This window comes from Pseudoalteromonas sp. G5_S1_14_S5, assembly GCF_054968605.1.
In genome coordinates, this window is sequence record NZ_JBQKUM010000043.1 from 21,819 (window position 1) to 44,610 (window position 22,792).

Sequence of the window (22,792 nt, forward strand, 5' to 3'; positions counted from 1 at the left end):
AAATCGCCTCACTATTAACGCTTCTCATCTATCGAGAGTAATCAACAAGGGCATGTATTATGTACAAAGTCGGAATCGTATTATTTGATGACTTCACAGATGTAGACTTCTTCTTGATGTATGACTTATTAGGACGAACGACGGACTCTTGGGAGGTTAAGGTTCTTGGAACTAATCCTGAGCATCGCTCACATTTGGGGATGATGGTGAAAACCGATGGCCATTTGAGTGAGGTTGCGCAGCAAGATGTAGTGCTGATAACAAGTGGTTATCGCGGTATTCCCACTGCATTGAAAGAGACGGAGTTCATGAATTCATTACAGCTGGATCCGAGCGAGCAGTTAATCGGGTCGATTTGCGCGGGATCTTTTGTGTTGCACGAACTCGGTTTACTGAAAGGTAAGAGGCTTACAACAAACCCGCATGCCAAACCAACATTAGAAGCGATGGGTGGCAACGTTCAAGATCTGCCTTTAGTCATCGAAGGCAATATTGCTACGGCTGGTGGATGCCTATCTCTGGTCTACTTAATCGGTTGGGTGGCTGAGCGATTATTTGATTCTAACAAACGTAGAGCGATTCAAAATCAACTCATCCCCGCAGGGCAGTTGGATCTCTTCGAAGCTCTTATCTCTGGAACCATCCAGTCTGCAGAGGCTGATAACTTACACAATAAATCAGTAAAAGCTGAGCTTACAGACGCAGTGGTTTGAATAGTTGCGATGCAACTTCTACAAAAAGCGTTTAACGAGAGAACGAAAAACAAGTTTATGCCATTTAGAATTATTTTAATGCTATGCCTAGCTCTGATGGGCTGCGCGTCCAGTGAAGCTTTACAACCTGACCCAACAAATATCACGTTGTTTTATGGCGAGACATCGATCTCCGCAGGCGTCTTAGAAGACAAAACATTTAATTCAATACTCGCCGATAGGGCTGAGAGTGTCACTTTTTCGGGCTCAATACGAAAACAACACTCTGGGTACTTGGTCGATATGTTGGTGATTCGTGAAACGAAAAAGCCACGCTCAACTCGACAATTAAACACATCACTCCATATGAAAACTGGAGAGTTAGTGGATGTGGGGGGCGTTAACAACGATATTTTTAGGGTGATTTTGGAGTAACTTGTTTAACGATGTGGATTAATATGATTTTTCGCTTTACCTCAACCTAACTTCAAGTCTTAAGCTTCTCTTACTTATTCAGAAGGAGCTTATTATGCAAAATAATTACGTTAAGGAACTTTCCGTTAAAACTTACCAAGAAGCGATTGAGGGAGAGGTCGTTAAATCAAAAGTTCGACCTTTTCATGCTCCGAGTTTTTTCAGTGGTGCCTTGTTATCTATGGCGGTAATGGGATTGTTTTCGGGCATGCCAATACTTTGAGTAATGGTTGACTCTCATCATCCTAGATAGAAACACAGAGAGTTCGAAATCTTACAATACACTACTTAAAGCGAGCTTTTAGAGTTACTTATGGATATATCTATATACTTACTTCAGCCAAGTGATGTTGATCCACTTTTGGAATTTGAACTCGAAAATAGAGAGTGGTTTGATCAATTTGTTCCTGCTAGGGATGATGGTTTCTATTCTGATTCAGGGGTTGCCGAGCAAATTGCGCGTTTCCTAAGGGAATACCAAAATGGTGAGCTGATCCCAATGCTAATTAAGGATGCCAGAGGCGTTATTTGTGGGAGAATCAACGTTCGCGATATCAGCAAAAATGGCGAAAGCGGGGAGCTAGGTTATCGGGTTGGTCGAGCTTTTGGTTCTAAAGGTGTCGCCTCTAATGCGGTTAGGAAGCTGCTGGTTTATCTGTCTGAACACTCATCTCTTAAATATGTTGATGCCTATGCTCTAGTCAGCAATATTGGTTCAAACAAAATATTATCAAATACAGGTTTTGAATTAGTTGAGTGTGTAGAAAACTACGCAGTATTCAAGGGAAAGCAACAGAATGCCAACTATTACCGCAAGGCAATATCCGTGTAAGTGGGCATTTGATATCTATTATTTTTCCTATAGTCAATGAGATAATAGGCCCGGAAAGATGAGCTCACACCATTGTGGTGAGAAACAATACAGAGATCAGTTTATGAACATTGTGACAGTCTATAGTGGTAATCAGCAGGTATACGCGAATTTATATCAGGGCTATGCGGCTGAGTTTTCAAAGATTATCGGAGACAAACCAGACGAGTATGGCTTGTTTGAGATTGACCCGACGCTTGGTGATGCCGTAACGGGTTATTTACTCTACATTGATGGCGTTCCTGCTGCATTAACTGCCATTGAAACCAAAGCGCCAAACGAGTTTGAGATTTGTGATTTCTATGTGGTGCCTTATTTTCGAAAAAATAAAGTCGGGAAGCAGTTTATCTCTGAACTGTTTGAACACCTAAAAGGCAGTTGGGAAATTAAACAAGTCCTGGGCGCAGATCATGCTGTTAAGTTCTGGAGAGAAGTCGTTAATGACTACACCTCAGGTAATTATGTGGAAGACCAGTACCAAGACGAAAAGTGGGGCTTGGTAACAAGACAATGCTTCAATCATGATGGTATTACAGAGTAAAACCTTATACATCAGAAGCTGGTAGCGTCCTTCTAGCCAGCTTCAGGCCTGTCTATTTTAAGGTTTAAGGTGTCTTCTAGATTTGGGGTAACCTTATTGCTTTATCGTTACTTTTGAGGATTTTTGCTTTCGATAATGCTGATCGCGATTGCTAAAAATAGCATATCTTTCACTAAGAAGAAGTTATTGACCAAAATACCATCGGATACTTTCCAAGCGTTTGGCGTGGTAATTAGAAAGCTCAGTGTCGCAACAAAGATAGACGCCGACGCAATGCCAGAATAGAATAGTTTTTGATTAAGTTCTTAATAAGATGAAATATGGAGATAAGTTATCAACGCACTTATATATGATGTTTTTAGTGGAGAGTCGGCTAAAGGGAATCCTTGTGGGGTTGTTGAATTAGAGCAATGGTTAGCAGATTCGGAATTATTAGAAATAACACATCAACTAGCACAGCCTATTACTGCTTTTGTGAAGAAATCGGGAAGTCAGTTCGACATCCGTTGGTTTGCATTAGATGGTGAGATAAACCTGTGTGGTCACGGTAGTTTAGGTGCTGGTACTAATTTGATCGAGCGGTATAAGTTTGAAGAGGTTACTTTAAACAGTGATTATGGACAGGTCGTGATTTCTAGAAAAGACGGCTTATCTCGATTGGAACTGCCAAGCTGGAATGGTAAACCTTATGTTGAGTGGAGTGATGTTCCAATTGATCTGTCGGCTTTGAATCAGCCCGTTGTCGATGCATTCTCTACAAGAGATTTAGTGTTGGTGTTGGACTCTGAGGAAGCAGTCAGGAACTTTACTCCTGATTTTGAACAGTATAAAAAAATCAATGATCTGCATGCTGTTATGGTGACGGCCAAAAGCTCAGATGACGGATATGTGCTTCGTTATTTCGCACCTAAGATCGGCATTTCAGAGGATTTAGCAACCGGTTCTGCGCAGTGTTCACTGGCTCCATATTGGTTCGATAAACTAGGAAAAGACAAACTATCAGTTCGTCAGCTTTCTAGTGCTGGTGGGTATTTTGAAGTGGAGAAGGGAGTAACTTCATCGATCATAGTCTCTGCTAGAGTTGAATGCCGTAGGTGAAAGTGTGTTGAGTCTATGATCAATACCGCGAACTAATTTTTGTTCTCAATATTAAGGATTTGGATTAGATTACTCTGATGTAGATCCCAACAATAAAAAGGGAATAGCGAGTGAAGATTCATAGAATTAACCCGACCAAGCGTTGGTCTGATATAACTGTTTTTAATGGTATTGCAAGCTTTGTTGAAGTTGCTGAGTCAGACACATCTGCGGGCATTAAGAGTCAGGTTCAACAAATCTTTGAGCAAGCTGAAGCGATGATGAGCCTGGTAGATAGCGATAAATCTCGCGTATTGTCGGTTACTATTTACCTAACGGATTTCGCTAACTTTGATGCACTCAACGAAGTATGGGAAGCATGGTTCCCTGAAGGGTGTGCGCCGAGCTGTGCATGTGTGAAAGCTGAACTGGCAACCCCTGAATTATTAGTTGAAATGTCATTCATGGTTGCCGCTGGGGAAAAGTTTCAATAAACCGGCGCACAGATAGATAAAACAAAGCCACTCAGGTGATTCACTTGAGTGGCTTTTTTGTTCGAATTACGAAATCGAGCTTAGGCGGCGTTGGTACTAAGCGATGCCTTGTTCTTTTGCCATCTGAGTCGCGATCTTAGGTGCATGCCATAAACATGGTAGTAAGATGAATGATACAGGAACGGCAGTAATAACAATGAACGACTGTAGCGCAGATATACCGCCAGAGCCCATTGAGATAAGTGCGATTGCTACAGCACCCATGATGATACCCCAGAAGGTGCGTACCGCTGCGTTTGGTTCTGTAGTACCTGTCATAACCACACTGATGGTGTAGGTCATTGAGTCACCTGTCGTTACGATGAACGTGGTGGTCAGGATAAGGAACAGTATCGCAATCAGAGTCGGAAATGGCAGTTGTGCAGTGATAGCCAGCAACACTGCAGGAAGGTTGAAGCCTTCAAACGCACTGGAAATCACACCAGGGTTTTCTAACTCAAACGCTAAACCGCTACCACCAACGATGCTGAACCAGAAGCAGGTTACCAGTGGAGCAACAATGCTGATAGACACGATCATTTGGCGAATAGTTCGGCCACGCGAGATGCGCGCGATAAAGATAGCCATCATTGGACCATAGCCTAAGAACCAACCCCAGAAGAATACCGTCCAACCACCTAGCCACGCTGTATCCTGTCGGTAAAGTGCCATAGGGATGAAGTTATCGATCATTTCACCCATGCCTTGCAAGTAGCCATCAACGATGAAGCTTGTTGGGCCTACAAGAAGGATGTAGCCGATAAGGCACACAGACAAGATAATGTTGTAACGGCTAACCAGTTGGATGCCTTTGTTCACGCCGCTCAATGCAGATAGGGTGTACATGGCGATAGCGAATAGAATGACGACGCTCTGAGTCGCAAAGCTGTCTGAGATACCAAACAGTTCACTTAATGCATAACTGATTTGAAGACCTAAGAAACCAATTGGACCGATAGTACCTGCAGCCACAGCAACAATACTACACGCGTCGACTACGTTACCGATCCAGCTATTAATCGCTTTCTCACCCAGTAATGGATAAAGCAAAGTACGCGGTTTAAGAGGAAGCCCTTTATCGTAGTGTAGGTGCATCAGTACGATAGAGGATAAGCCCCCTAAGATTGCCCAAGCAAGAAAGCCCCAGTGCATGAAAGACTGAGATAGGGCGTTGAACGCCATTGCTTGAGGATCAGCGTTGCCGTATAGAGGCGGAGCAGAAACGAAGTGAGCAATAGGCTCTGCCGCTGCCCAAAATACACCACCGCCTGCGAGCAGCGTACATAAGACAATCGACATCCATTTGAATGTGGTCATTTCAGGAAGGGCAAGTTTACCCAAACGAACGTGACCTGTGCGTCCTAGTGCAAGCACTAAGCCGATAATGAAGTTGAGTAGTAAGAGAACCTGCCAAAAAGCACCGAACCATTTAGTCGAGTAACTAAACCCGATGTTCACAAGTTCTGATAACGCCGAGGTGTTGGTGAAGGCAAGTATGACAAAGAGGGTTAAAAAGCTCCCACTTAGCCAAAATACTGGATTTCCAAGCTCTAGTTTTTCACCCAAAGATTGGGCTTTAGTGAAGTTAATAGAAGTAGATTCTGCGTTGATGTTTTCGTTGGCGACTTGCGTCAAGTTGGACATTATTTCTTCGCTATATTTGGCTTTTTCAAGCCTATGTATTTCTCCCACACTTGCATTGGAAATGTGAGGTTCGTCAAAAAAAGACGCGATACTATCACAATTGTTAAGAAAAAGTGGGCGAATTTAGAAAAGAAATCGGTTCTATGGCTAAATCACTCCCTTTTGGTTAGTTTTAAGACGAAATTTCAGAACGAATGAATAAAGTCGATATGAATGGAGTTTTGTAATTAATGAAGTGAGTTAGGCGATATTTTTTAGCGTACCCAAATAAATTTAATATTAGTTGTTCGTGCAAAATAAGTGTCGGCTCATTTCATGCTATAAACAAATTAATGCGAGTCATTTTATAAATATGGAATATTTTAGGTGTTAAATTGGCACTGTTACCTACAGTTGTTTTGCGAAGAGATTTAAGTGGTGAGAAATATGACACTTAAATTAAGTATCTTGAAACAGTAACTTAAGGAACAACTAACATGCACCTAAACCAAGGAAGAGTGGCCAAAAAGGTTTTTGCACTCAGTACTCTCACCGCGTCATGCTTAATGGCGCATAACAGCTACGCGGCTGTTGATTGTTCAACGTTAGAAGCGTGGGATTCTGCCACGGTATATACTGGTGGTGATCAGGTTTTATATGACGGCAGCGCGTACTCAGCGAATTACTGGAATCAAAACAACAACCCGAGCCAATTTGAAGGTGACTATGCACAATGGAAAAGGATTGATGTGTGTAGCGGCGGCGGAGACGGTGGCATGCCAAATGAAGCGCCAACGGTATCAGTTGCACTTTCAGCGGCTTCTGTTGATGTAGGTGGTGTGGTAACACTCACTGCAACGGCTGCAGACAGTGAAGGTGCGGTTGATAAAGTCGATTTCTATGTGGCAGGTTCTTTAGTTGGAACGGCTGCAACAAGCCCGTATACGCTTGACTACACAACCACTCAAGTAGGTACTTTGTCTATTTACGCAAAAGCGACCGACGATCAAGGTGCAACAACGGACTCAGCCTTGGCTTCTTTGAAGGTGAATGGTGCTCCAACGGTTAGTACATGTCGTCCTGATGGCTTGTATCAAACGCAAGGTATCGATGTTCCTTACTGTACAATTTACGATGATGAAGGCCGTGAGAAAATGGGTGCGGATCACCCTCGTCGTGTGATTGGCTACTTTACCAGTTGGCGTGCAGGAGACGACCCGCAAGCAGCTTACTTAGTGAATGATATTCCTTGGGAACAGCTCACACACATTAACTACGCGTTCGTGAGCATCGGTTCAGATGGCAAAGTGAACGTTGGTGACGTAAACGATCCAAATAATGCTGCTGTCGGTAAAGAGTGGCCGGGAGTAGAGGTTGACCCTGCATTAGGCTTTAAAGGTCACTTTGGTGCGCTCGCAACTGCGAAGAAAAAAAACGGTGTTAAAACACTAATCTCAATTGGTGGCTGGGCTGAGACTGGTGGCTATTTTGCCACAGACGGCAGTCGTGTCGCTGATGGTGGTTTCTACACCATGACGACTAATGCTGATGGCTCTATTAATCATCAAGGCATCGAAACATTCGCGACATCAGCGGTGGAAATGCTGCGTAAGTATCAATTCGACGGCCTAGATATTGATTACGAGTATCCAACTTCAATGGCTGGTGCGGGTAACCCACACGACAAAGACTTCATGGAACCGCGTCGTCAGTACCTATGGGCTTCATACCAAGTATTGATGAAAGTACTGCGTGAGAAGCTTGATGTGGCGTCCGCTGAAGATGGCAATCACTACATGTTAACTATCGCGGCACCTTCTTCTGGCTACCTATTACGCGGCATGGAAACATTCGATGTCACTCAATATCTTGATTATGTGAACATCATGTCTTACGACCTTCATGGTGCTTGGAACGACCACGTTGGCCACAACGCTGCTTTGTTTGATACAGGTAAAGATTCAGAGCTAGAACAGTGGAACGTATACGACACGGCGGCTTATGGCGGTATTGGCTACCTGAACACAGATTGGGCTTACCATTACTTCCGCGGTTCAATGCCAGCTGGTCGTATTAACATCGGTGTACCTTACTACACGCGTGGTTGGCAGGGTGTAACAGGTGGTGAAGATGGTCTTTGGGGCCGAGCTGCACTGCCTAATCAGTCTGAATGTGCAGCTGGCACTGGTGAAGGCGAGAAGAACAACTGTGGTCACGGCGCGATTGGTATCGATAACATGTGGCACGATACAGACCCTAAAGGAAACGAAATGGGCGCAGGTTCGAACCCAATGTGGCATGCAAAGAACCTAGAGAAAGGTATTTGGGGTTCTTATGCGGATGCTTACAAGCTTGATCCTGTAAACGATCCAACGGATGTTTTAAGAGGTACTTATACGCGTAACTACGACAGCGTGGCGGTTGCACCTTGGCTATGGAATGCTGAAAAAGGCGTGTTCCTTTCTACGGAAGATAAAGAGTCTATCAACGTGAAAGCGGACTACGTTATCGACAAAGAAATCGGCGGTATCATGTTCTGGGAACTGGCTGGCGACTACAACTGTTATATACTTGATGCAAGTGGCAACCGCACAACGGTTGATACCACAGAGCAAGCTTGTAACAGCGGTAACGGTGAGTTCCACATGGGTAACACAATGACTAAAGCTATCTACGATAAGTTTAAGTCGGCAATGCCATATGGCAACAAAGTCGCGACTGGTGCAATTCCTACCGAAGCATTAGACATCGCAGTATCGGTTGGTGGCTTCAAAGTCGGTGACCAAAACTACCCAATTAATCCTAAGATCATATTTACCAACAATACGGGTCAAGCACTGCCTGGCGGTACGGAATTCCGGTTTGATATTCCTGTATCTGCACCAGATAACGCGAAAGACCAATCTGGTGGTGGTTTGACTGTAATTGTTTCGGGTCATACTCGTGCGGATAACATCGGTGGTTTAGACGGTACTATGCACCGTGTAGCCTTTACATTACCTGCATGGAAAGAGCTTCCTGCTGGTGGCGTGTATGAGCTGGATATGGTGTATTACTTACCAATTTCAGGCCCTGCAAACTATGCCGTTAATATAGGTGGTGTTGATTATGCGTTTAGCTTTGAGCAGCCAGATTTACCTTTAGGTGATATTAGTTCTGGTGACGGTAACCCTGGCGACGGTGGCACAAACCCTGGTACTTGTGATACCGCAGGCTTAACTGTGTACCCAGATCTGCCACAGAAAGACTGGGCTGGCAATCCAAGCCATGCCAATACGGGAGACCAAGTGGTTCACAACGGCAGTATTTACCGAGCTAACTGGTGGACAAGTTCTGAGCCGGGCAGTGACGGTAGCTGGACTAAAGTGTGTTCATAGTATTGATTTTTTGATAGAGGTGAGAGCTTTCTAGCTTAGCCTCCTAAAACAAACCACTTAACGTAGAGTTAAACGCCGAACTCAATCCTGTTCGGCGTTTTTTTATTCATGGTCTTACTATGCTTTACGCCTGTTATGTCCGAACGGTGAAAAAGCAGAAGGTAGTGAGCGTGTAGAAGAATAACAGAGATAAAAAAGCCCAAATAGAACGATCTGTTTGGGCTTTTTTAGAATAGTTTGAAATCGCTAGTCGCTAAATTAAGCTTTTGCTTCTTTCATCGCTTCCGCTTTTTTCTCCTTTTGCATTTTTGCAAGGAAGTAGATGTTTACACATGCGATGAAGCCGTTGGTTGCAACCACTGGCCAAGCGTCAATCATAACGCCGTATGCTGTGAAGAGTGCACAGCCAATAAAGTTAAGGACACGTAGGCGAACGATATCTTTCATTGTTAGTGAAATTGCGACCATAATAGACGCAGCGTAACCTAAAATCTCAACCATATTGAATTCCATTGTTTGACTCTCTTAAATTTGCCGATACTTTGTCGGTACCAATTCTTCTCTTCATGAGATGATTGAGGAAGCTCCGTGCCTCGAATGGCCTGGTTATGTTTAACGGGTTAGACTATACCAACTCCGTTTTTGTGATTAAACCCCCAAAATAGGTTGAAGTGAAGGTTAGCGATTACGCAAACGTTTAATGCATTTTCGCTTAACATAATTACTGTTTATGTTGGCAGTCAAATTGATAATCATTGATATATAGGTAAAGCCTCTAACCATGATAAAACGATCCATTTGTGCAACAAAAAACATAATGACCGCTGTGCTTGTGAGCTTGATGATCATTGGGCTGACGGCATGTACGAGCTAAGAGCAACTGCCTGTGCATGATTATGGGGTTGTTACTAGCTTGACTTCGAGTTTATGAAAAATGGCGTCACGACTTATTCATAGCACCCACAATCAGAACAGGTATATCTCTCTAAGAAATACAATGAAACCGTCGTGACTGACATGGTACGTGATGCGATTGAAGAGCAGTTAACTGAAAAGGGGTACCGCTTAAAGCAAGGTTGGGGTGTTGGTGATGTGGTGGTTGGCTTTGGCTTAGCCGAAGAGTCAGAGCTGAATGACAATTCCATTTTCGATGCGGAGCAGCTCTCTACAGGTGTTCCATTCTATGATGGAAGGGACAAATTCGTAGAAAAAGGCTCTATATACATCGTGTTTTCCGTGCCAAATTCTCAGGTGATCTAGTGGCGGGCGCTAGCGCAAACGGGTATTCAGGCCGATCTTGAAGCAAGTGAGAGCAAAGAGCGAATTTCTGGTTTTATGGAGATGCTATTTAGACAAATGCCAGAGAGATAAATAGCAAATACTAAGTAGGGAGAGTATTTGCTTGATCAATATTAACGGTCGAAAAAATGAACAGATCGCAGAATATACTTTTTTATTTGTAACTAAAGGTACATTTGCGTAAAGCAACGTAAAGTTCGCGCTTCTTTTGCTAGCATTTGTCTATACTGGTCAAAATGTTAACTTAGGTTTAATTCAATGAAACTGGTCTCCAAATACTCTCTCCCTTTATTAAGTATATTCATTGTAAGTAACGCAGCGATGTTTAGCACTGCAGCTATCGGAGCACCTTCTATAGTACCGGCTCCGCCAACTCTGGGCGCGAAAGGGTATGTGTTAATCGACTTTAATTCTGGTGATGTGCTCGTCGAAAAAAATGCGCACACCAAGTTGAACCCAGCAAGCTTGACCAAACTGATGACCAGCTACGTGGCAGGTCAGGAGATGAAGCGAGGCAACATCTCCGCAGATGATAAAGTCAGAATTAGTGAAAACGCTTGGGCAAAGAATTTCCCTGACTCTTCAAAAATGTTCATCGAAGTAAATACCGACGTCGCGATGATGGATCTATACCGAGGCTTGATCATTCAATCGGGTAACGATGCCAGTGTTGCGATTGCAGAGCACGTTGCAGGCTCTCAAGATGCCTTTGTTGATTTGATGAACTCTTGGGCTGCTTCGCTTAAATTGGAAAACACTCACTTTGCAAATGCGCATGGTTTAGACGCTGACGACTTATATTCAACGCCTTACGATATCGCAATGCTTGGCCGAGCAATCATTAAAGATCTACCAGATGTTTATGGCTTATACAGTGAGCGTTCTTTCAGTTACAACGGCATCACGCAACATAACCGCAATAGCTTGCTCCGTGACAGAAGTTTAACGGTTGATGGCATGAAAACCGGTTATACCTCGGGGGCGGGCTACAGCTTAGCGAGCTCGGCAACACAAGGTGAAATGAGACTTATCGCAGTTGTGATGGGCGCATCGAGTGTTAAAAGCCGTGAGTCAGACAGCAAGCAGCTCTTAAGTTATGGCTTCCGATTCTTCGATACGCTTAATGTCCACCAAGGTGGCGACCAAGTGGCTGAAGAGAAAGTATGGTTTGGTGACCAAGACACTTTGAAGCTTGGGGTTGCAGAAGACACATTTATCACGCTACCAAAGTCAGACAGTAAAAAACTCACCGCATCTATCGAATTAAACTCGGAACTCAAAGCGCCGATTACAAAAGGTCAAACTTTAGGTGTCGTTCATTACACGGTTGATGGCGAAGATGTTAAAACTCAGCATTTGATCGCACTTGAATCGGTTGAGCAGGGAGGCTTGTTCAAACGTTTGATGGACTACTTTAAATTGTTCTTCTCAAGTTTGTTCTAAGCGAACTGACACCATAACGAAAAGTAAAACGACTGGGCGCCATGATTCAATCACAGCGTCCTTTTTGTTGTTTCAGAACCGGAAAAAGCGAGGTGAATAACGTTCTTTATTAGCAGTCGCTGATGGTTTCGATTACTATACGCAAAATTTAGCAGTGTAGTTACTTATGACCATAGAGATAAAGAACATCACCGAACCTGAAGTAACTTGCGCCAATTGCCAGGCATGCTGTTGTCGTTTAGAGGTTATGATCATCACAGATACGGGTGTCCCAGAAGAGCATATTGCTTACGATGAATGGGGCGGTGAAACCATGAAACGTCTAGATGATGGTTGGTGTTCAGCGGTAGATAGGGAAACACTGATGTGTACTATCTATGAAAACCGTCCATGGATCTGCCGTGAGTTCGAAATGGGCTCTTTTGAGTGTGTCGACCAGCGTAAAGAGGTGATGGGTTAGGTAGTGTTAGCAACCGGTTGATTCATATTGTTAATCTCAATACACGATTTCTTGTAAGTCAGGGCTTTATATCTCGATTGGATATAGAGCCCTGATTCGTTTTACTGATTTAGTTTTGTGTGAGAACGAGTCGATTTAGAACTCAGAAGGCACTTCAAATTCCATCCATTCCCCGGTTGTTGGGTGAATCAGTTTGAGGTAGCCCGCATGAAGGTGCAGACGTTCGCGCTTGTAGCCATATAGGTCATCACCACGAATTGGCACTCCAAGTCCTTGTGGATGGGCACAGTGTACACGCAGCTGGTGAGTACGGCCTGTTTTAGGATACAAGTGCACCTTGGTTTCTCCGTTATTGGTGCTGACCGCTTGCCAATGCGTTTCTGCATTACGTCCATGTTTATGACAAACGAGCTGTCTTGGTCTGTCGCTGATATCGCCACGTAAAGGAAGGCTGATGTCACCAGATTCAAGCGTTATTTCGCCATCAAGTAGTGCGGTGTAACGCTTTTCGACCGTTCTATCGATGAACTGCTTTTGGATATGCTTGTTGGACTCGGCTGTTAGCGCCAAGATCAGCAAGCCAGAGGTCGACATATCCAATCTATGGATAATCAACGGGCCTGTTGCATCTGGATAGCGTGCTTTAATACGCGTATATACTGAGTCTTCGATGAACTTGCCTGGAACCGACAAGAACTCTTCGGGCTTGTTCACGACCACGATCTCTGCATCTTCATAAACAATATCAAACGACTTACCGACCGCAGGATTTACGATAAGCGGATTATCTTCTAGCTCAATGCCACTTAGCTGATGCTCAAGGATCTCAAAGCTCTTACTTTGGCAAACTGGGTAGAGGTTTCCGTGTTGTCGAATAATATCTGTTGGCGGTAGTCCCCACCAAAACTCGGCTAAAGCTAACGGTGAAAAGCCCTGTTCAAAGGCAAAATTAAGCAATTTAGGTAGGCAGCAGTCACCAGAGCCTTCAAGCGCATCTTTACTATCTAATAATTCAAGCAGGCTCTTTGACTGTGCCGCTTGGTTGAGAAAGCGATAGTGAGACAAACGCTGTGTTTCTAAATCAGCAGAAATGGCGTGATAGTCATTCTTACGGCTTTTAAGCTCGCTTTCGATAGCGTCTACTTGTGATTGCTTTTCAGAGATCTTTTCTTTCCACTCGATCCGAAGTGCTTTGAGATCGCGCTTCTCTTGGCTGCTTTGATTACCTAACTGCTTTAGTAGGTTGGCCGCAGACTCTAGATTTCCTAGTTTTTTTTCTTGGTTAGCTTGCTCTCTCAGTTCATTGCGCAGTGCTTTGTTGGCAGCCATAGTGAGCTGAAATGCTTCTATTGATTTGCTCGCGGCGTTTTTCAGTTCGCTCAGCGTTGATGTCAGTTCATCTAAGTTATGAGAGTGCTCTAGGTTAGTAATGTCGTCAGCTAGAGTCGTTTGTTGAATTAAGCTGTGTCTATTTTGGTTTTCAAACTGCTTTTTATCAAATGCAGATGGAACAAAGCTAAAATTCGATAGTTGAGACTCTAACGACGAATCGAGTTGCAAACCTGAATATGCAGAAAGGTAGCCCAATTCTTGAGTTCGAGGATGTTGAACCAGAAGAACGGCATAGAGATTACCTTGTGATGTTTCATTGACACCACAGTCAAGGAGTGACTGTTGAAGCTGCTGCATCGCTATTTCACACAATGGGTGCGGAGTATAGTAATACGGGAATGTAAAACGCTCTGGCAGCGATAAGGTTTGATTCGCTGTTTGGTTTAACGTGTGCAGTGGTGTGTATTGAGCAAGGTTTGCTGACATGAAGATCAAACTCTATGGGTATTCAGTTTAGAGCTCGGTATTGTTGTCGAAATAAAGGTAAATGAGAAGCCAAAGCGGAAGATAAATCGGTTTTGGCTTCATTTAGACAGTCATTTTCACGCTATGGAATTATTGCATAGACTGAACATCGATTAATTGGAGTGTTCTAACTCGAGTTGCTCCGCCTTTTGGTAAGCAGGGTGGCTCGCCAAAAGCTCACCGTATTTAGCAATATTAGGGTAGAGCGCAGTAGCACCAAAGTTACCGATGATTTCAACGATGAACGACATCATAAAATCGGCGCCAGTGAGTGTTTCCCCTACAAGGAAGGTTTTTCCTTCGAGAGATTGGTTTACGAAGGTTAGGATCTTTTGATTTTCGCCATCAGCATAACTACCAAGGAAGTTTGTTTCGGCGCCGTCTTTCATCACGAAGATCTTAAGCAGCATTGGTAAAATACCCGAACTCTCAGCAAAGTGTAGCCACTGAGAATACTCAACGTATTCAGCTGTACCGCGTGCTGGTGCAAATTTACCTTGGCCAAACTTGTCGATGAGATACTCAATAATCGCGCCAGATTCGCTGATCACCACACCATCATCTTCAATGACTGGAGATTTACCAAGAGGGTGAACAGACTTCAGTTCAGGTGGTGCTAAAAACGTGACACTGTCTCGTTGATAAGGTTGGATTTGATAGTCGACACCAAGCTCTTCGAGTAGCCAGATGATGCGCTTCGAACGCGATTTATTTAGGTGATGTAAAGTAATCATAGTTCTACCTATTCTATCCTTGAGCTATTTTGTTTCGTTAGTTTTGATAACAAGTTTACCGAAGTTCTGGCCTTCTAACAGACCCATGAAAGCTTGTGGCGCTTCGTCTAGACCTTCAATTAGATGTTCGCGGTAGTGCATTTTTCCTTGAGACAGCCATTCAGTCATTTGAGTTGCGAATTCGTTGTAACGGTGCGCGTAGTCGTCAAAGATGATGAAGCCTTGCATCTTAATACGCTTAACTAGAAGGGTGCCCATAAGGCTAGACATACGGTCTGGACCCTCAGGGAATGATGTCGCATTGTATTGTGAGATAAGGCCACAAACAGGAATTCGAGCGCCTGTATTAAGCAGAGGCATTACTGCATCGAATACCTTGCCGCCAACGTTTTCAAAGTAAACGTCGATGCCTTTATCACACACTTTCGTTAATTGCTCTGGGAAGTCATCTGCCTTGTGGTCGATACATTCATCAAAACCAAGAACCTCTTTCGCGTACTGACATTTCTCTTGACCGCCAGCCACGCCAATGACACGACAACCTTTTAACTTACCAATTTGTCCAACCGTAGCGCCTACTGGGCCAGTTGCAGCCGCTACCACTAACGTGTCGCCTTCTTTCGGTTGGCCGATATCCAGTAACCCCATGTAAGCGGTAAAGCCTGGCATGCCCATGATGCCCAGTGCGTAAGAAGGGTGAGTCGGCTCTTTTCCTAGCTTGATAAGACCTTCACCGTTCGACACGCCATAATCCTGCCAGCCTGTGTAAGCTAAGACCCATTCGCCAACTTCATAATCGCTGTTGTTTGATGCTTCAATCTGACACACAGTTGCACCAACCATCACCTCATCAAGAGCGACTGGATCGGCATAAGATTTTGTATCATTCATACGGCCACGCATGTAAGGGTCGAGAGATAGGTAAACCGAGCGAAGTAACATTTCACCTTCGTTGATTTTTGGAGCAGCAACGGTTTCTAAGCGGAAGTTATCTTGAGTTGGTGCGCCGACAGGGCGAGAAGCTAATACGATGCGACGATTGTCTTGTTGAGTCATTGGATGTCCTTAATTTTATATTGTGCTTATCTAGAATTAGACCAGTCGTCTAGTGTTGTTTCCTAAAAATCCCGCCGTTATCAAGTTTAGAAGAGGGCGGGTGATTTATTTAAGCTAAAATAGTAAATGCCAATAAAACGCAGTGCGTGTTAATGGCTTCCACCTTTTAAAATTTGTTCGGTGAGGCGTAATGCCGACTCTAAGTTCTGTGAACTTTGGCTTAACTTGCTTAATAAACTAGCGCCTAGCCACATTGAGTATAAGTTCTGGGCTGCTTCTTGGCTGTTTTCTACTGAGATAGAGCCATCTTCAATACCGCCAACAATACAATGCTGGATGGTTGTTGTGACTTTCTCAGCACCTTTTAGCAGAGCCTGACGCATAGGATCAGAAAGGTCTGATACTTCAGCACCGAGTTTAACGACTAAACACTTGTGCGCATTACAGGTACCGTTCTCAATCTTTGACCACAGCGAAAAGTAACTCAAGATTCGTTGATAATGGTTGCCTTCACCGTGCATTAAAATGGATTCAATCTTAGTGATGTAGTTTTCAAAATAGTGCTGGATTAGCGCCTCACCAAATTGCTCTTTTGATTTAAAGTAGTGGTAAAACGACCCTTTCGGTACTTCCGCTTCTTTAAGCAATTGTGATAAACCAACGCCATTGAAGCCGTTGTTCACTATGAGTTGATAGCCAATATTCAAAATATGCAGGCATGTGTCATTCGTTTTTTCATTCATGGTCGATACTATAATCTAAACTAGACCAGTCGTCTAGTTGCTGTGTTATTACTTAATTAATCGTGTTAAATGGATGATTGTTAGTATTTAGGTGCTTTTAAAGCAATGGTTTACTAATAAAAAGCCCCGACATGTGTTGCATGTCGGGGCTTAACGTAATAGTTACTTTCAATTGAGCGGGTTACTGGATAGAGATTAACTCAACATCAAAAATCAATGTTGCTGATGGTGGGATTGGGCCCGTACCACCTTTGCCGTAACCTAGCGTGCTTGGAATGAATAGGCGTACTTTTTGACCTTCTACCATATAAGTCAAACCTTCTTGCCAGCCTTTGATTACTTGCTTCAGAGCGAATGAGATTGGCTCCCCACGTTCTACAGAGCTATCGAAAACCGTGCCATCGATCAGAGTACCGTGATAGTGAACCGTTACTTTGCTGTTTTTAGTAGGGTGAACAGTGCCAGTGCCTTCTTCAAGCACTAGGTACTGAAGACCGCTTTCAGTCGTGATCACACCTTCTTTTTTTCCGTTCTCTAGTAGGAATTGTTGACCATGTTCGAAGTTTTCTGCACCAGACTTATGATTTGTCCAAGTACGATAAATCATGAAACCCGCCAAAAGAAAGACGATGACCGGGATGACAAATTTAGACATAGTAGAACCTATTATATTTATTACTTAGTTTATTAATGAGCTGACTAAAGTCGCGCTTATGGTTGAGTCAAAAGGTAGTTGATGGTTTTTGCGATGCCTGCAACGTCTTGGTGACCTGCTGTCAGTACTTGGTATTTACCGTTAACGATAAACGTTGGTACTGAGTTGATCTGACCTTTTACTGAAATTTCTTCTGCTTTCTTAACATAGTCAAAAAGCGTTACTTGTTGTTCTTTATTCAACTGGTATGGGCTAACCAAACCACGAGAAGTAAAAGCAGTTTCTAGCGCTTGTTGACGTTGCTCTGGTGTTGCGTTTGCACCCATTTGAACAGCGCCGAATAAGTCGTCCATGAAAGCGTGATCTGGCGTTGCATCAAGCTGCATCACTGCTGTGTAGTAAATCATTGCGCTGATTTGAGCACTTTCATTGAATGTTACGTGCATCTTGCCAATTTTCTGGTCCGTTAGAGACTCAATCTCTGGAATTGTACTTTCCATTTGGCGACAGTGACCACAATTTAGAGAGAAGATTTCAGTGATCGGTGACAGGTTAAATTCTGTTAGAACAGTTGGAAGCGCCTCGTATTGAACGCCTTTTTGCGGCTCGTCTGTTTCGCTACAACCAGCAATAATAAGTACAGCAACGAGCGCAGTGAAGAATTTAGTAAATGGTTTAAACATTATGTTTACTCTAGCGATGAGAAGTCGTGAGATTCTAACTATTTAGTACGAATTGGAAAACAATTATAAGGTAAATAAATGCAAACAGTTCGAACTAGTGGGGTAAGACAGGTTAGTTGACGGTTAACTGTGATCAAAAGCATTTTTTTAGAAGTGCATTCTTTTTGTCTAAAGTTTTTTTCTGGGTGCCGATATAGACATTAGTAAATGGTTTATCTGCATGAGTGGTTGGTGAAGTAATGAGATATTTAGCGATAATGTTAAGCATAGCTTTGGCTGGGTGTGAAACGACGTTACCAGCCGGTCTGTTAGGCGATAATCTGCTAGAGACAGCACCGCAGACGGATTATGATTTGATGCATCCAGAGTGGGGCGTTGTTCAAACAACAACTACAAACCGTGGCGGTTACTCAATGCAGAGTAGCTCTCAGCATCAAAGAACCATAACCACTAACTACGGTCGCGGCGTGTCAACGAACGACCCGCTAGAAGTGTTTCTAAGACAAAACCGCATCGACTTTGAAGTGTTGCCAGGTAATCATGTGATGGTAAAACTTGAGCAACGTGTGAATTTCAAAACAGGATCTGTGTTCCCTGAACCTGCTTACAACCAATGGTTAGACACACTTGGTAGTTACCTTTCTCAGCGCCAAGACATCGATATCGTGATTGAAGGTCATACTGATAATACAGGTACAGATCGTATCAATGATCCTTTATCAGAGCAGCGCGCAAAAGAGGTGAAAGCTCGCTTAGAAAGCAACTACGTATCGAGTCGTTCTATTTATACTCGCGGCTTTGGTGAGTATGTTCCAGCGTGTACCAATGCTTCCCCGCAAGGTAAGGCGTGCAACCGCCGAGTAGAGCTGATGCTGATCGTCGCGAAATAGTTATTGGCGTTTTGTTCTCAAAAATAGAGCGCGAATAGCAGAAATAAAAATCCCTCACATTTGAGGGAATTTTTTTATCTGATTTTCGCTTAGCTTGTTAGCTTATGCGAACTGCTTTTCTAAGTAAGCGACGATGTCTGAAGACTCGTACATCCACTCAGTTTTGCCGTCTTTCTCAATACGTAGACAAGGCACTTTCACACGACCGCCGCCCGCTTCAAGCTCTGCACGGTGCTGTTCATTGTTTTTAGCATCACGAAGTTCAAACTGAACCGATTGACGTTTCATCGCGCGGCGCACTTTTACACAAAATGGGCACGCTTCGAATTGGTATAACGTGTGTGATTTAGCTTGCTCGTTGACTTTGTTTTGTTCTTCTTGTGAACGTTTTACGCCACGAGGAGTAAAAACAAAATTTAATAGCAAAATGACACGACCTAAGAACCAACGGATAAACTTCATAACTCTCTCTACATATTTAAAATTAGCGTTACAATTTACAGCATTATACACAAGTTTTGCCAGATGCTCGCAACAAACCGCCAATATCTATTTTGTCCGTTCAATCGTGTGAGACTTAGCCACATTTAGCCCTAAGCGCTTCGACAGTCGGGTTAGGTTTGCTCGGTCCGTCTTTAGAACTCGTCCGGCCTGCGCCCAGTTAAAGTTAGCTTCTTCTAACACCTCTGTGATGATGCTACGTTGAAAATCGTCGGTTGCACCACGTAAGCCTGCCGACAGATCGACCGTTGGCGTGGATAGCGGAGTGGTTTTAGCTTGAGTCTTTGCGACTGGCTGATCTTGATCCAGCGGCACACAATCTTCTTTGGTGATTGTCACTAGATTCTTGTTGGTACTACGGGCAAGTGCTTTCAATGCTGAACGACTGATTACATGCTCAAGTTCACGGACGTTACCTGGCCAACCATAGTGGTTTAGGAATACAAGAACATCAGAGCGGAATTTCACTTGGTTGATGCCGAGCTTACGACGAGCCTGTTCTAGGAAGAAACCGGCGAGCAAGCTGATGTCGTCTCCACGATCTTTCAAAGCAGGGACCGCAATAGGGTAAACACTTAATCGGTGGTATAAATCGGCTCTGAATCGACCGTCCTCCACTTCTTGCTTTAAATCTCGGTTAGTTGCTGCCAACACACGTACATCAATGGTTTGAATGTTGTCTTGACCTACAGGTTGAATTTCGTTGTTTTGCAGCGCACGCAGTAACTTGCTTTGCGCGGCTAGCGGCAGTTCACCAATCTCATCGAGGAATAGGGTACCGCCATCGGCAAGTGCGAACTTACCTAAGCGGTTTTTGTCTGCGCCTGTAAATGCACCACGTACGTGACCAAACAATTCACTTTCAACCAGGTTCTCAGGAATAGCCGCGCAGTTTACGTAAACCAATGGATTACGCTTACGCTGCGATTGATGATGTAGAGTACGAGCGACCAGTTCTTTACCTACACCTGTATCACCGTGAATCAGAATGTTGAATTCTGAAGGCGCTACTACAGCGATGTCGTTCTTGAGCGCCACCATGGTGTCACTGTTACCAATCAATTCACCGCCTTCGCGTTCCCACGCTTCAACGTTCAACTCTTCTAATAGCTGTTTGGATTGTTTTGCTTGATGCTCAAGCTGAGAGAAAGTTAATGCCATCTGCATGCTTGATGCTGCAATGGCAGCTAATACTTCAAGATTACGCGCTGGAATATTAGCGAAGACATCTGGCTTAAGGCTGTCTAGTGTTAGAACCCCTAATAGTTTATCGCCAAATAGCAAAGGCAGCCCCATACAGGCGTGCATTGGCAGGTCGCCATCATGGTCGATCAGTAAACCATCAAAAGGATCTGGGAGGGAACTATCAGAATCGAAACGAACAGGAGAGCGAGATGCACATATCTCCGCAAAACGTGGGTGCTCTGAAATGATAAAACGACGACCGAATGTGTCGCGGCTTAGCCCTTGCATCGCGATAGGTACTAGAGTGTCACCTTGAAGGCTTAATAGCGCGACACAATCACACGTAATGGTTTTACGAATGGCATCTATTAAGCGATTAAAACGATCTTGATCGTTTACACCACTTGCGAGGCCAATGGTCATTTCCATGAGGGTAGATGCGGAGATATCTTGCATAAAAAACTCTAACTGTGTGTGTTTATATACATCATAGAGTCTTATTGACTTAAAAAAAAGGTCTTTTTGACATTTTTATAAAGAGATTTTTGTGAATAAAGCCAGTGCTGGCGGGGCTTGAAAAAGTTGGCACTGATTGTGCAAAAGAGACAGTGAAGCCCAATTATAGCGCTGATTAAACAGACTATTCTTGTTCTCAAACAATCAGGTAGCATTAATCAGGTTTCGCGATTTTTTGAAATGAAAAAGAGTCAAATTAACTCAGTTTCTAAGAATAACTAAGCTTTCAGAAAATCGATAAGTCATTCTTAATTTTTAAGTAGTCAAAATGACATAATAGGTCATAAGGCTCAGTGTTCGGAGTAAATTCATGCTTAACAATGCACATATCGAAATCATCAAATCTACTATTCCTCTACTTGAGAGCGCAGGCCCAGCTTTAACTCAGCACTTTTATCAACGTATGTTCACACATAACCCTGAGTTAAAAGATATCTTCAATATGACTCACCAAAGAACAGGTCGCCAAGGCGTAGCACTGTTTGAAGCTATTGCGGCATATGCAAAGAACATTGAAAACCTAGCAGCGTTAACAACAGCGGTTGAACGCATTGCTCACAAACATACAAGTTTTAACATTCAACCAGAGCACTACCAAATTGTTGGTTTACATCTGATTGAAACACTGCGCGAGCTGGCAACAGACGCATTTACACCTGAAGTTGAAGAGGCGTGGACAGCGGCTTACCTTTTCTTGGCTCAAGTATTCATCGATCGTGAAGCTGAGCTTTACCTACAACGTAAACAAGCTGTTGGCGGTTGGGAAGCAGCACGTACGTTCGTGATTGCAGACAAGATTGAAGAATCAGCACTAGTAACAAGCTTTATTCTACAACCAAAAGATGGCGGTGACGTTCTAGATTACACGCCTGGTCAATACATCGGTATCGAAGTTAAGCCAGAAGGCGCGCAATACAGCGAAATTCGCCAATACTCACTATCAGATAAGCCGAACGGTAAGCAATACCGCATCTCTGTTAAGCGTGAAGGCCATGGCCAAGAAACACAAGGCGTGGTTTCTAACCACCTACACGACACGGTTGCTATCGGTGATGAAGTAAGCCTTTACGCTCCGGCGGGTGACTTCATGTATCAAGAGCGCTGTAAGCCAGTAACGCTTATCTCTGCAGGTGTTGGTGTAACGCCAATGCAGTCAATGCTTGAGTTCCTGAATACTGAAGAGAAAAACGAGCCAGTGCTTTACCTACATGCTTGTGAAAATGAAAATCAACACTCATTCACTAAACGTGTGAAAGACATCGTTGCTGGTAAAGGCTGGTCTGCGAAGACATGGTACATTAACAAAGAAGCATCAGCGTGTGAGAATACGCATGAAGGTCAAATGGATCTTGCTTCGATCTCTGATACTGAAGGATTTAAAGACAGCGATTTTTACATCTGTGGCCCTGTAGGCTTTATGAAGAACATTGTTGAGCAGCTAGATGCACTTAAAGTTGACCGCTCTCGTGTTCACTACGAAGTATTTGGCCCTCACGCTAACTTCTAAGATCTTAAGGTAGTTGTGTTAACACTCGCCTGGTATATTAAAAAACTTGCCCAATCAAAAGGCCTCACAGTGTGA

24 protein-coding genes are annotated in these 22,792 nt (G+C 43.7%); 12 read left to right on the forward strand and 12 right to left on the reverse strand.

From position 1 onward, the window contains the following. Positions 1–59: 59 nt before the first annotated feature. A complete protein-coding gene (locus ACTRWI_RS13790) occupies positions 60–713 on the forward strand; it encodes a DJ-1/PfpI family protein (protein ID WP_499132158.1) in 654 nt (217 codons plus the stop codon). A 152-nt stretch (positions 714–865) separates the two neighbouring features. Here the strand turns inward: ACTRWI_RS13790 and ACTRWI_RS13795 are convergent, their stop codons facing one another. After that, complete coding sequence (locus tag ACTRWI_RS13795) at positions 866–1,048, reverse strand: hypothetical protein (RefSeq protein ID WP_499132159.1); 183 nt, start codon at positions 1,046–1,048, stop codon at positions 866–868. Positions 1,049–1,221: 173 nt separating this feature from the next. On the opposite strand from ACTRWI_RS13795, the gene ACTRWI_RS13800 reads away from it, so the two are divergent. The 3 genes from ACTRWI_RS13800 to ACTRWI_RS13810 all read left to right on the forward strand — a co-directional run bounded on the left by ACTRWI_RS13800 (position 1,222) and on the right by ACTRWI_RS13810 (position 2,578). Next, positions 1,222–1,389, forward strand: coding sequence for a hypothetical protein (locus ACTRWI_RS13800; RefSeq protein WP_499132161.1), 168 nt, complete (start codon positions 1,222–1,224; stop codon positions 1,387–1,389). 90 nt (positions 1,390–1,479) lie between these two features. Next, positions 1,480–1,998, forward strand: a complete 519-nt coding sequence (locus ACTRWI_RS13805) for a GNAT family N-acetyltransferase (RefSeq protein ID WP_499132162.1) — start codon at positions 1,480–1,482, stop codon at positions 1,996–1,998. A 103-nt stretch (positions 1,999–2,101) separates the two neighbouring features. Further along, a complete protein-coding gene (locus ACTRWI_RS13810; protein ID WP_499132164.1) occupies positions 2,102–2,578 on the forward strand; it encodes a GNAT family N-acetyltransferase in 477 nt (158 codons plus the stop codon). 107 nt (positions 2,579–2,685) lie between these two features. Here the strand turns inward: ACTRWI_RS13810 and ACTRWI_RS13815 are convergent, their stop codons facing one another. Continuing rightward, a complete protein-coding gene (locus ACTRWI_RS13815) occupies positions 2,686–2,853 on the reverse strand; it encodes a DUF417 family protein (RefSeq protein ID WP_499132193.1) in 168 nt (55 codons plus the stop codon). A gap of 70 nt (positions 2,854–2,923) precedes the next feature. Here ACTRWI_RS13815 and ACTRWI_RS13820 point away from each other — a divergent pair, with 70 nt between their 5' ends. Next, entirely contained in the window at positions 2,924–3,676 is a 753-nt protein-coding gene (locus tag ACTRWI_RS13820) for a PhzF family phenazine biosynthesis protein (protein WP_499132195.1), read from the forward strand. Between the two features lie 110 nt (positions 3,677–3,786). Beyond that, positions 3,787–4,149 (forward strand): RidA family protein, encoded by a 363-nt coding sequence (locus ACTRWI_RS13825; protein ID WP_499132166.1) that lies wholly within the window; start codon positions 3,787–3,789, stop codon positions 4,147–4,149. A gap of 96 nt (positions 4,150–4,245) precedes the next feature. Here ACTRWI_RS13825 and ACTRWI_RS13830 read toward each other — a convergent pair whose 3' ends face one another. Continuing rightward, positions 4,246–5,832, reverse strand: coding sequence for a BCCT family transporter (locus tag ACTRWI_RS13830; protein WP_499132167.1), 1,587 nt, complete (start codon positions 5,830–5,832; stop codon positions 4,246–4,248). A gap of 476 nt (positions 5,833–6,308) precedes the next feature. On the opposite strand from ACTRWI_RS13830, the gene ACTRWI_RS13835 reads away from it, so the two are divergent. After that, positions 6,309–9,188 carry a chitinase C-terminal domain-containing protein gene (locus ACTRWI_RS13835; protein ID WP_499132169.1) on the forward strand — a complete coding sequence of 960 codons (2,880 nt, stop codon included), beginning with the start codon at positions 6,309–6,311 and terminating at the stop codon, positions 9,186–9,188. A gap of 258 nt (positions 9,189–9,446) precedes the next feature. Here ACTRWI_RS13835 and ACTRWI_RS13840 read toward each other — a convergent pair whose 3' ends face one another. Next, entirely contained in the window at positions 9,447–9,701 is a 255-nt protein-coding gene (locus tag ACTRWI_RS13840) for a YgjV family protein (RefSeq protein WP_008219360.1), read from the reverse strand. 495 nt (positions 9,702–10,196) lie between these two features. Between ACTRWI_RS13840 and ACTRWI_RS13845 the strand changes: the two genes are divergently transcribed. From ACTRWI_RS13845 to ACTRWI_RS13855, 3 genes are all read left to right on the forward strand, one after another. Then, entirely contained in the window at positions 10,197–10,448 is a 252-nt protein-coding gene (locus ACTRWI_RS13845; RefSeq protein ID WP_499132171.1) for a hypothetical protein, read from the forward strand. Positions 10,449–10,745: 297 nt separating this feature from the next. Further along, the gene (locus ACTRWI_RS13850) at positions 10,746–11,930 is read left to right on the forward strand and encodes a serine hydrolase (RefSeq protein WP_499132173.1); all 1,185 of its coding nucleotides are present in this window, start codon (positions 10,746–10,748) and stop codon (positions 11,928–11,930) included. Positions 11,931–12,096: 166 nt separating this feature from the next. Next, complete coding sequence (locus tag ACTRWI_RS13855) at positions 12,097–12,390, forward strand: YkgJ family cysteine cluster protein (RefSeq protein WP_080566553.1); 294 nt, start codon at positions 12,097–12,099, stop codon at positions 12,388–12,390. 135 nt (positions 12,391–12,525) lie between these two features. Here the strand turns inward: ACTRWI_RS13855 and ACTRWI_RS13860 are convergent, their stop codons facing one another. From ACTRWI_RS13860 to ACTRWI_RS13885, 6 genes are all read right to left on the reverse strand, one after another. After that, the gene (locus tag ACTRWI_RS13860; protein ID WP_499132174.1) at positions 12,526–14,208 is read right to left on the reverse strand and encodes an RluA family pseudouridine synthase; all 1,683 of its coding nucleotides are present in this window, start codon (positions 14,206–14,208) and stop codon (positions 12,526–12,528) included. A gap of 152 nt (positions 14,209–14,360) precedes the next feature. Beyond that, positions 14,361–14,981, reverse strand: coding sequence for a glutathione S-transferase family protein (locus ACTRWI_RS13865; protein WP_499132177.1), 621 nt, complete (start codon positions 14,979–14,981; stop codon positions 14,361–14,363). Between the two features lie 24 nt (positions 14,982–15,005). Then, positions 15,006–16,037, reverse strand: a complete 1,032-nt coding sequence (gene curA, locus ACTRWI_RS13870; protein WP_499132180.1) for an NADPH-dependent curcumin/dihydrocurcumin reductase — start codon at positions 16,035–16,037, stop codon at positions 15,006–15,008. 149 nt (positions 16,038–16,186) lie between these two features. Continuing rightward, positions 16,187–16,780: a TetR/AcrR family transcriptional regulator gene (locus ACTRWI_RS13875; RefSeq protein ID WP_499132183.1), complete on the reverse strand. Its 594-nt coding sequence runs from the start codon at positions 16,778–16,780 to the stop codon at positions 16,187–16,189. Between the two features lie 181 nt (positions 16,781–16,961). After that, positions 16,962–17,435: a BamJ family beta-barrel-assembly machinery protein gene (gene bamJ / locus ACTRWI_RS13880; protein ID WP_499132185.1), complete on the reverse strand. Its 474-nt coding sequence runs from the start codon at positions 17,433–17,435 to the stop codon at positions 16,962–16,964. A 56-nt stretch (positions 17,436–17,491) separates the two neighbouring features. Continuing rightward, positions 17,492–18,118 (reverse strand): thioredoxin domain-containing protein, encoded by a 627-nt coding sequence (locus tag ACTRWI_RS13885; RefSeq protein ID WP_499132186.1) that lies wholly within the window; start codon positions 18,116–18,118, stop codon positions 17,492–17,494. A 257-nt stretch (positions 18,119–18,375) separates the two neighbouring features. On the opposite strand from ACTRWI_RS13885, the gene ACTRWI_RS13890 reads away from it, so the two are divergent. Next, a complete protein-coding gene (locus ACTRWI_RS13890) occupies positions 18,376–19,008 on the forward strand; it encodes an OmpA family protein (RefSeq protein WP_499132187.1) in 633 nt (210 codons plus the stop codon). A 102-nt stretch (positions 19,009–19,110) separates the two neighbouring features. Here the strand turns inward: ACTRWI_RS13890 and ACTRWI_RS13895 are convergent, their stop codons facing one another. Both ACTRWI_RS13895 and norR read right to left on the reverse strand, forming a co-directional pair. After that, positions 19,111–19,470: a glutaredoxin family protein gene (locus ACTRWI_RS13895; RefSeq protein ID WP_004740097.1), complete on the reverse strand. Its 360-nt coding sequence runs from the start codon at positions 19,468–19,470 to the stop codon at positions 19,111–19,113. A gap of 87 nt (positions 19,471–19,557) precedes the next feature. Next, on the reverse strand, positions 19,558–21,150 hold the full coding sequence (gene norR / locus ACTRWI_RS13900; protein ID WP_499132189.1) for a nitric oxide reductase transcriptional regulator NorR: 1,593 nt from the start codon (positions 21,148–21,150) through the stop codon (positions 19,558–19,560). A gap of 370 nt (positions 21,151–21,520) precedes the next feature. Between norR and hmpA the strand changes: the two genes are divergently transcribed. Beyond that, positions 21,521–22,717 (forward strand): NO-inducible flavohemoprotein, encoded by a 1,197-nt coding sequence (gene hmpA, locus ACTRWI_RS13905; RefSeq protein ID WP_499132190.1) that lies wholly within the window; start codon positions 21,521–21,523, stop codon positions 22,715–22,717. Positions 22,718–22,792 lie beyond the last annotated feature (75 nt).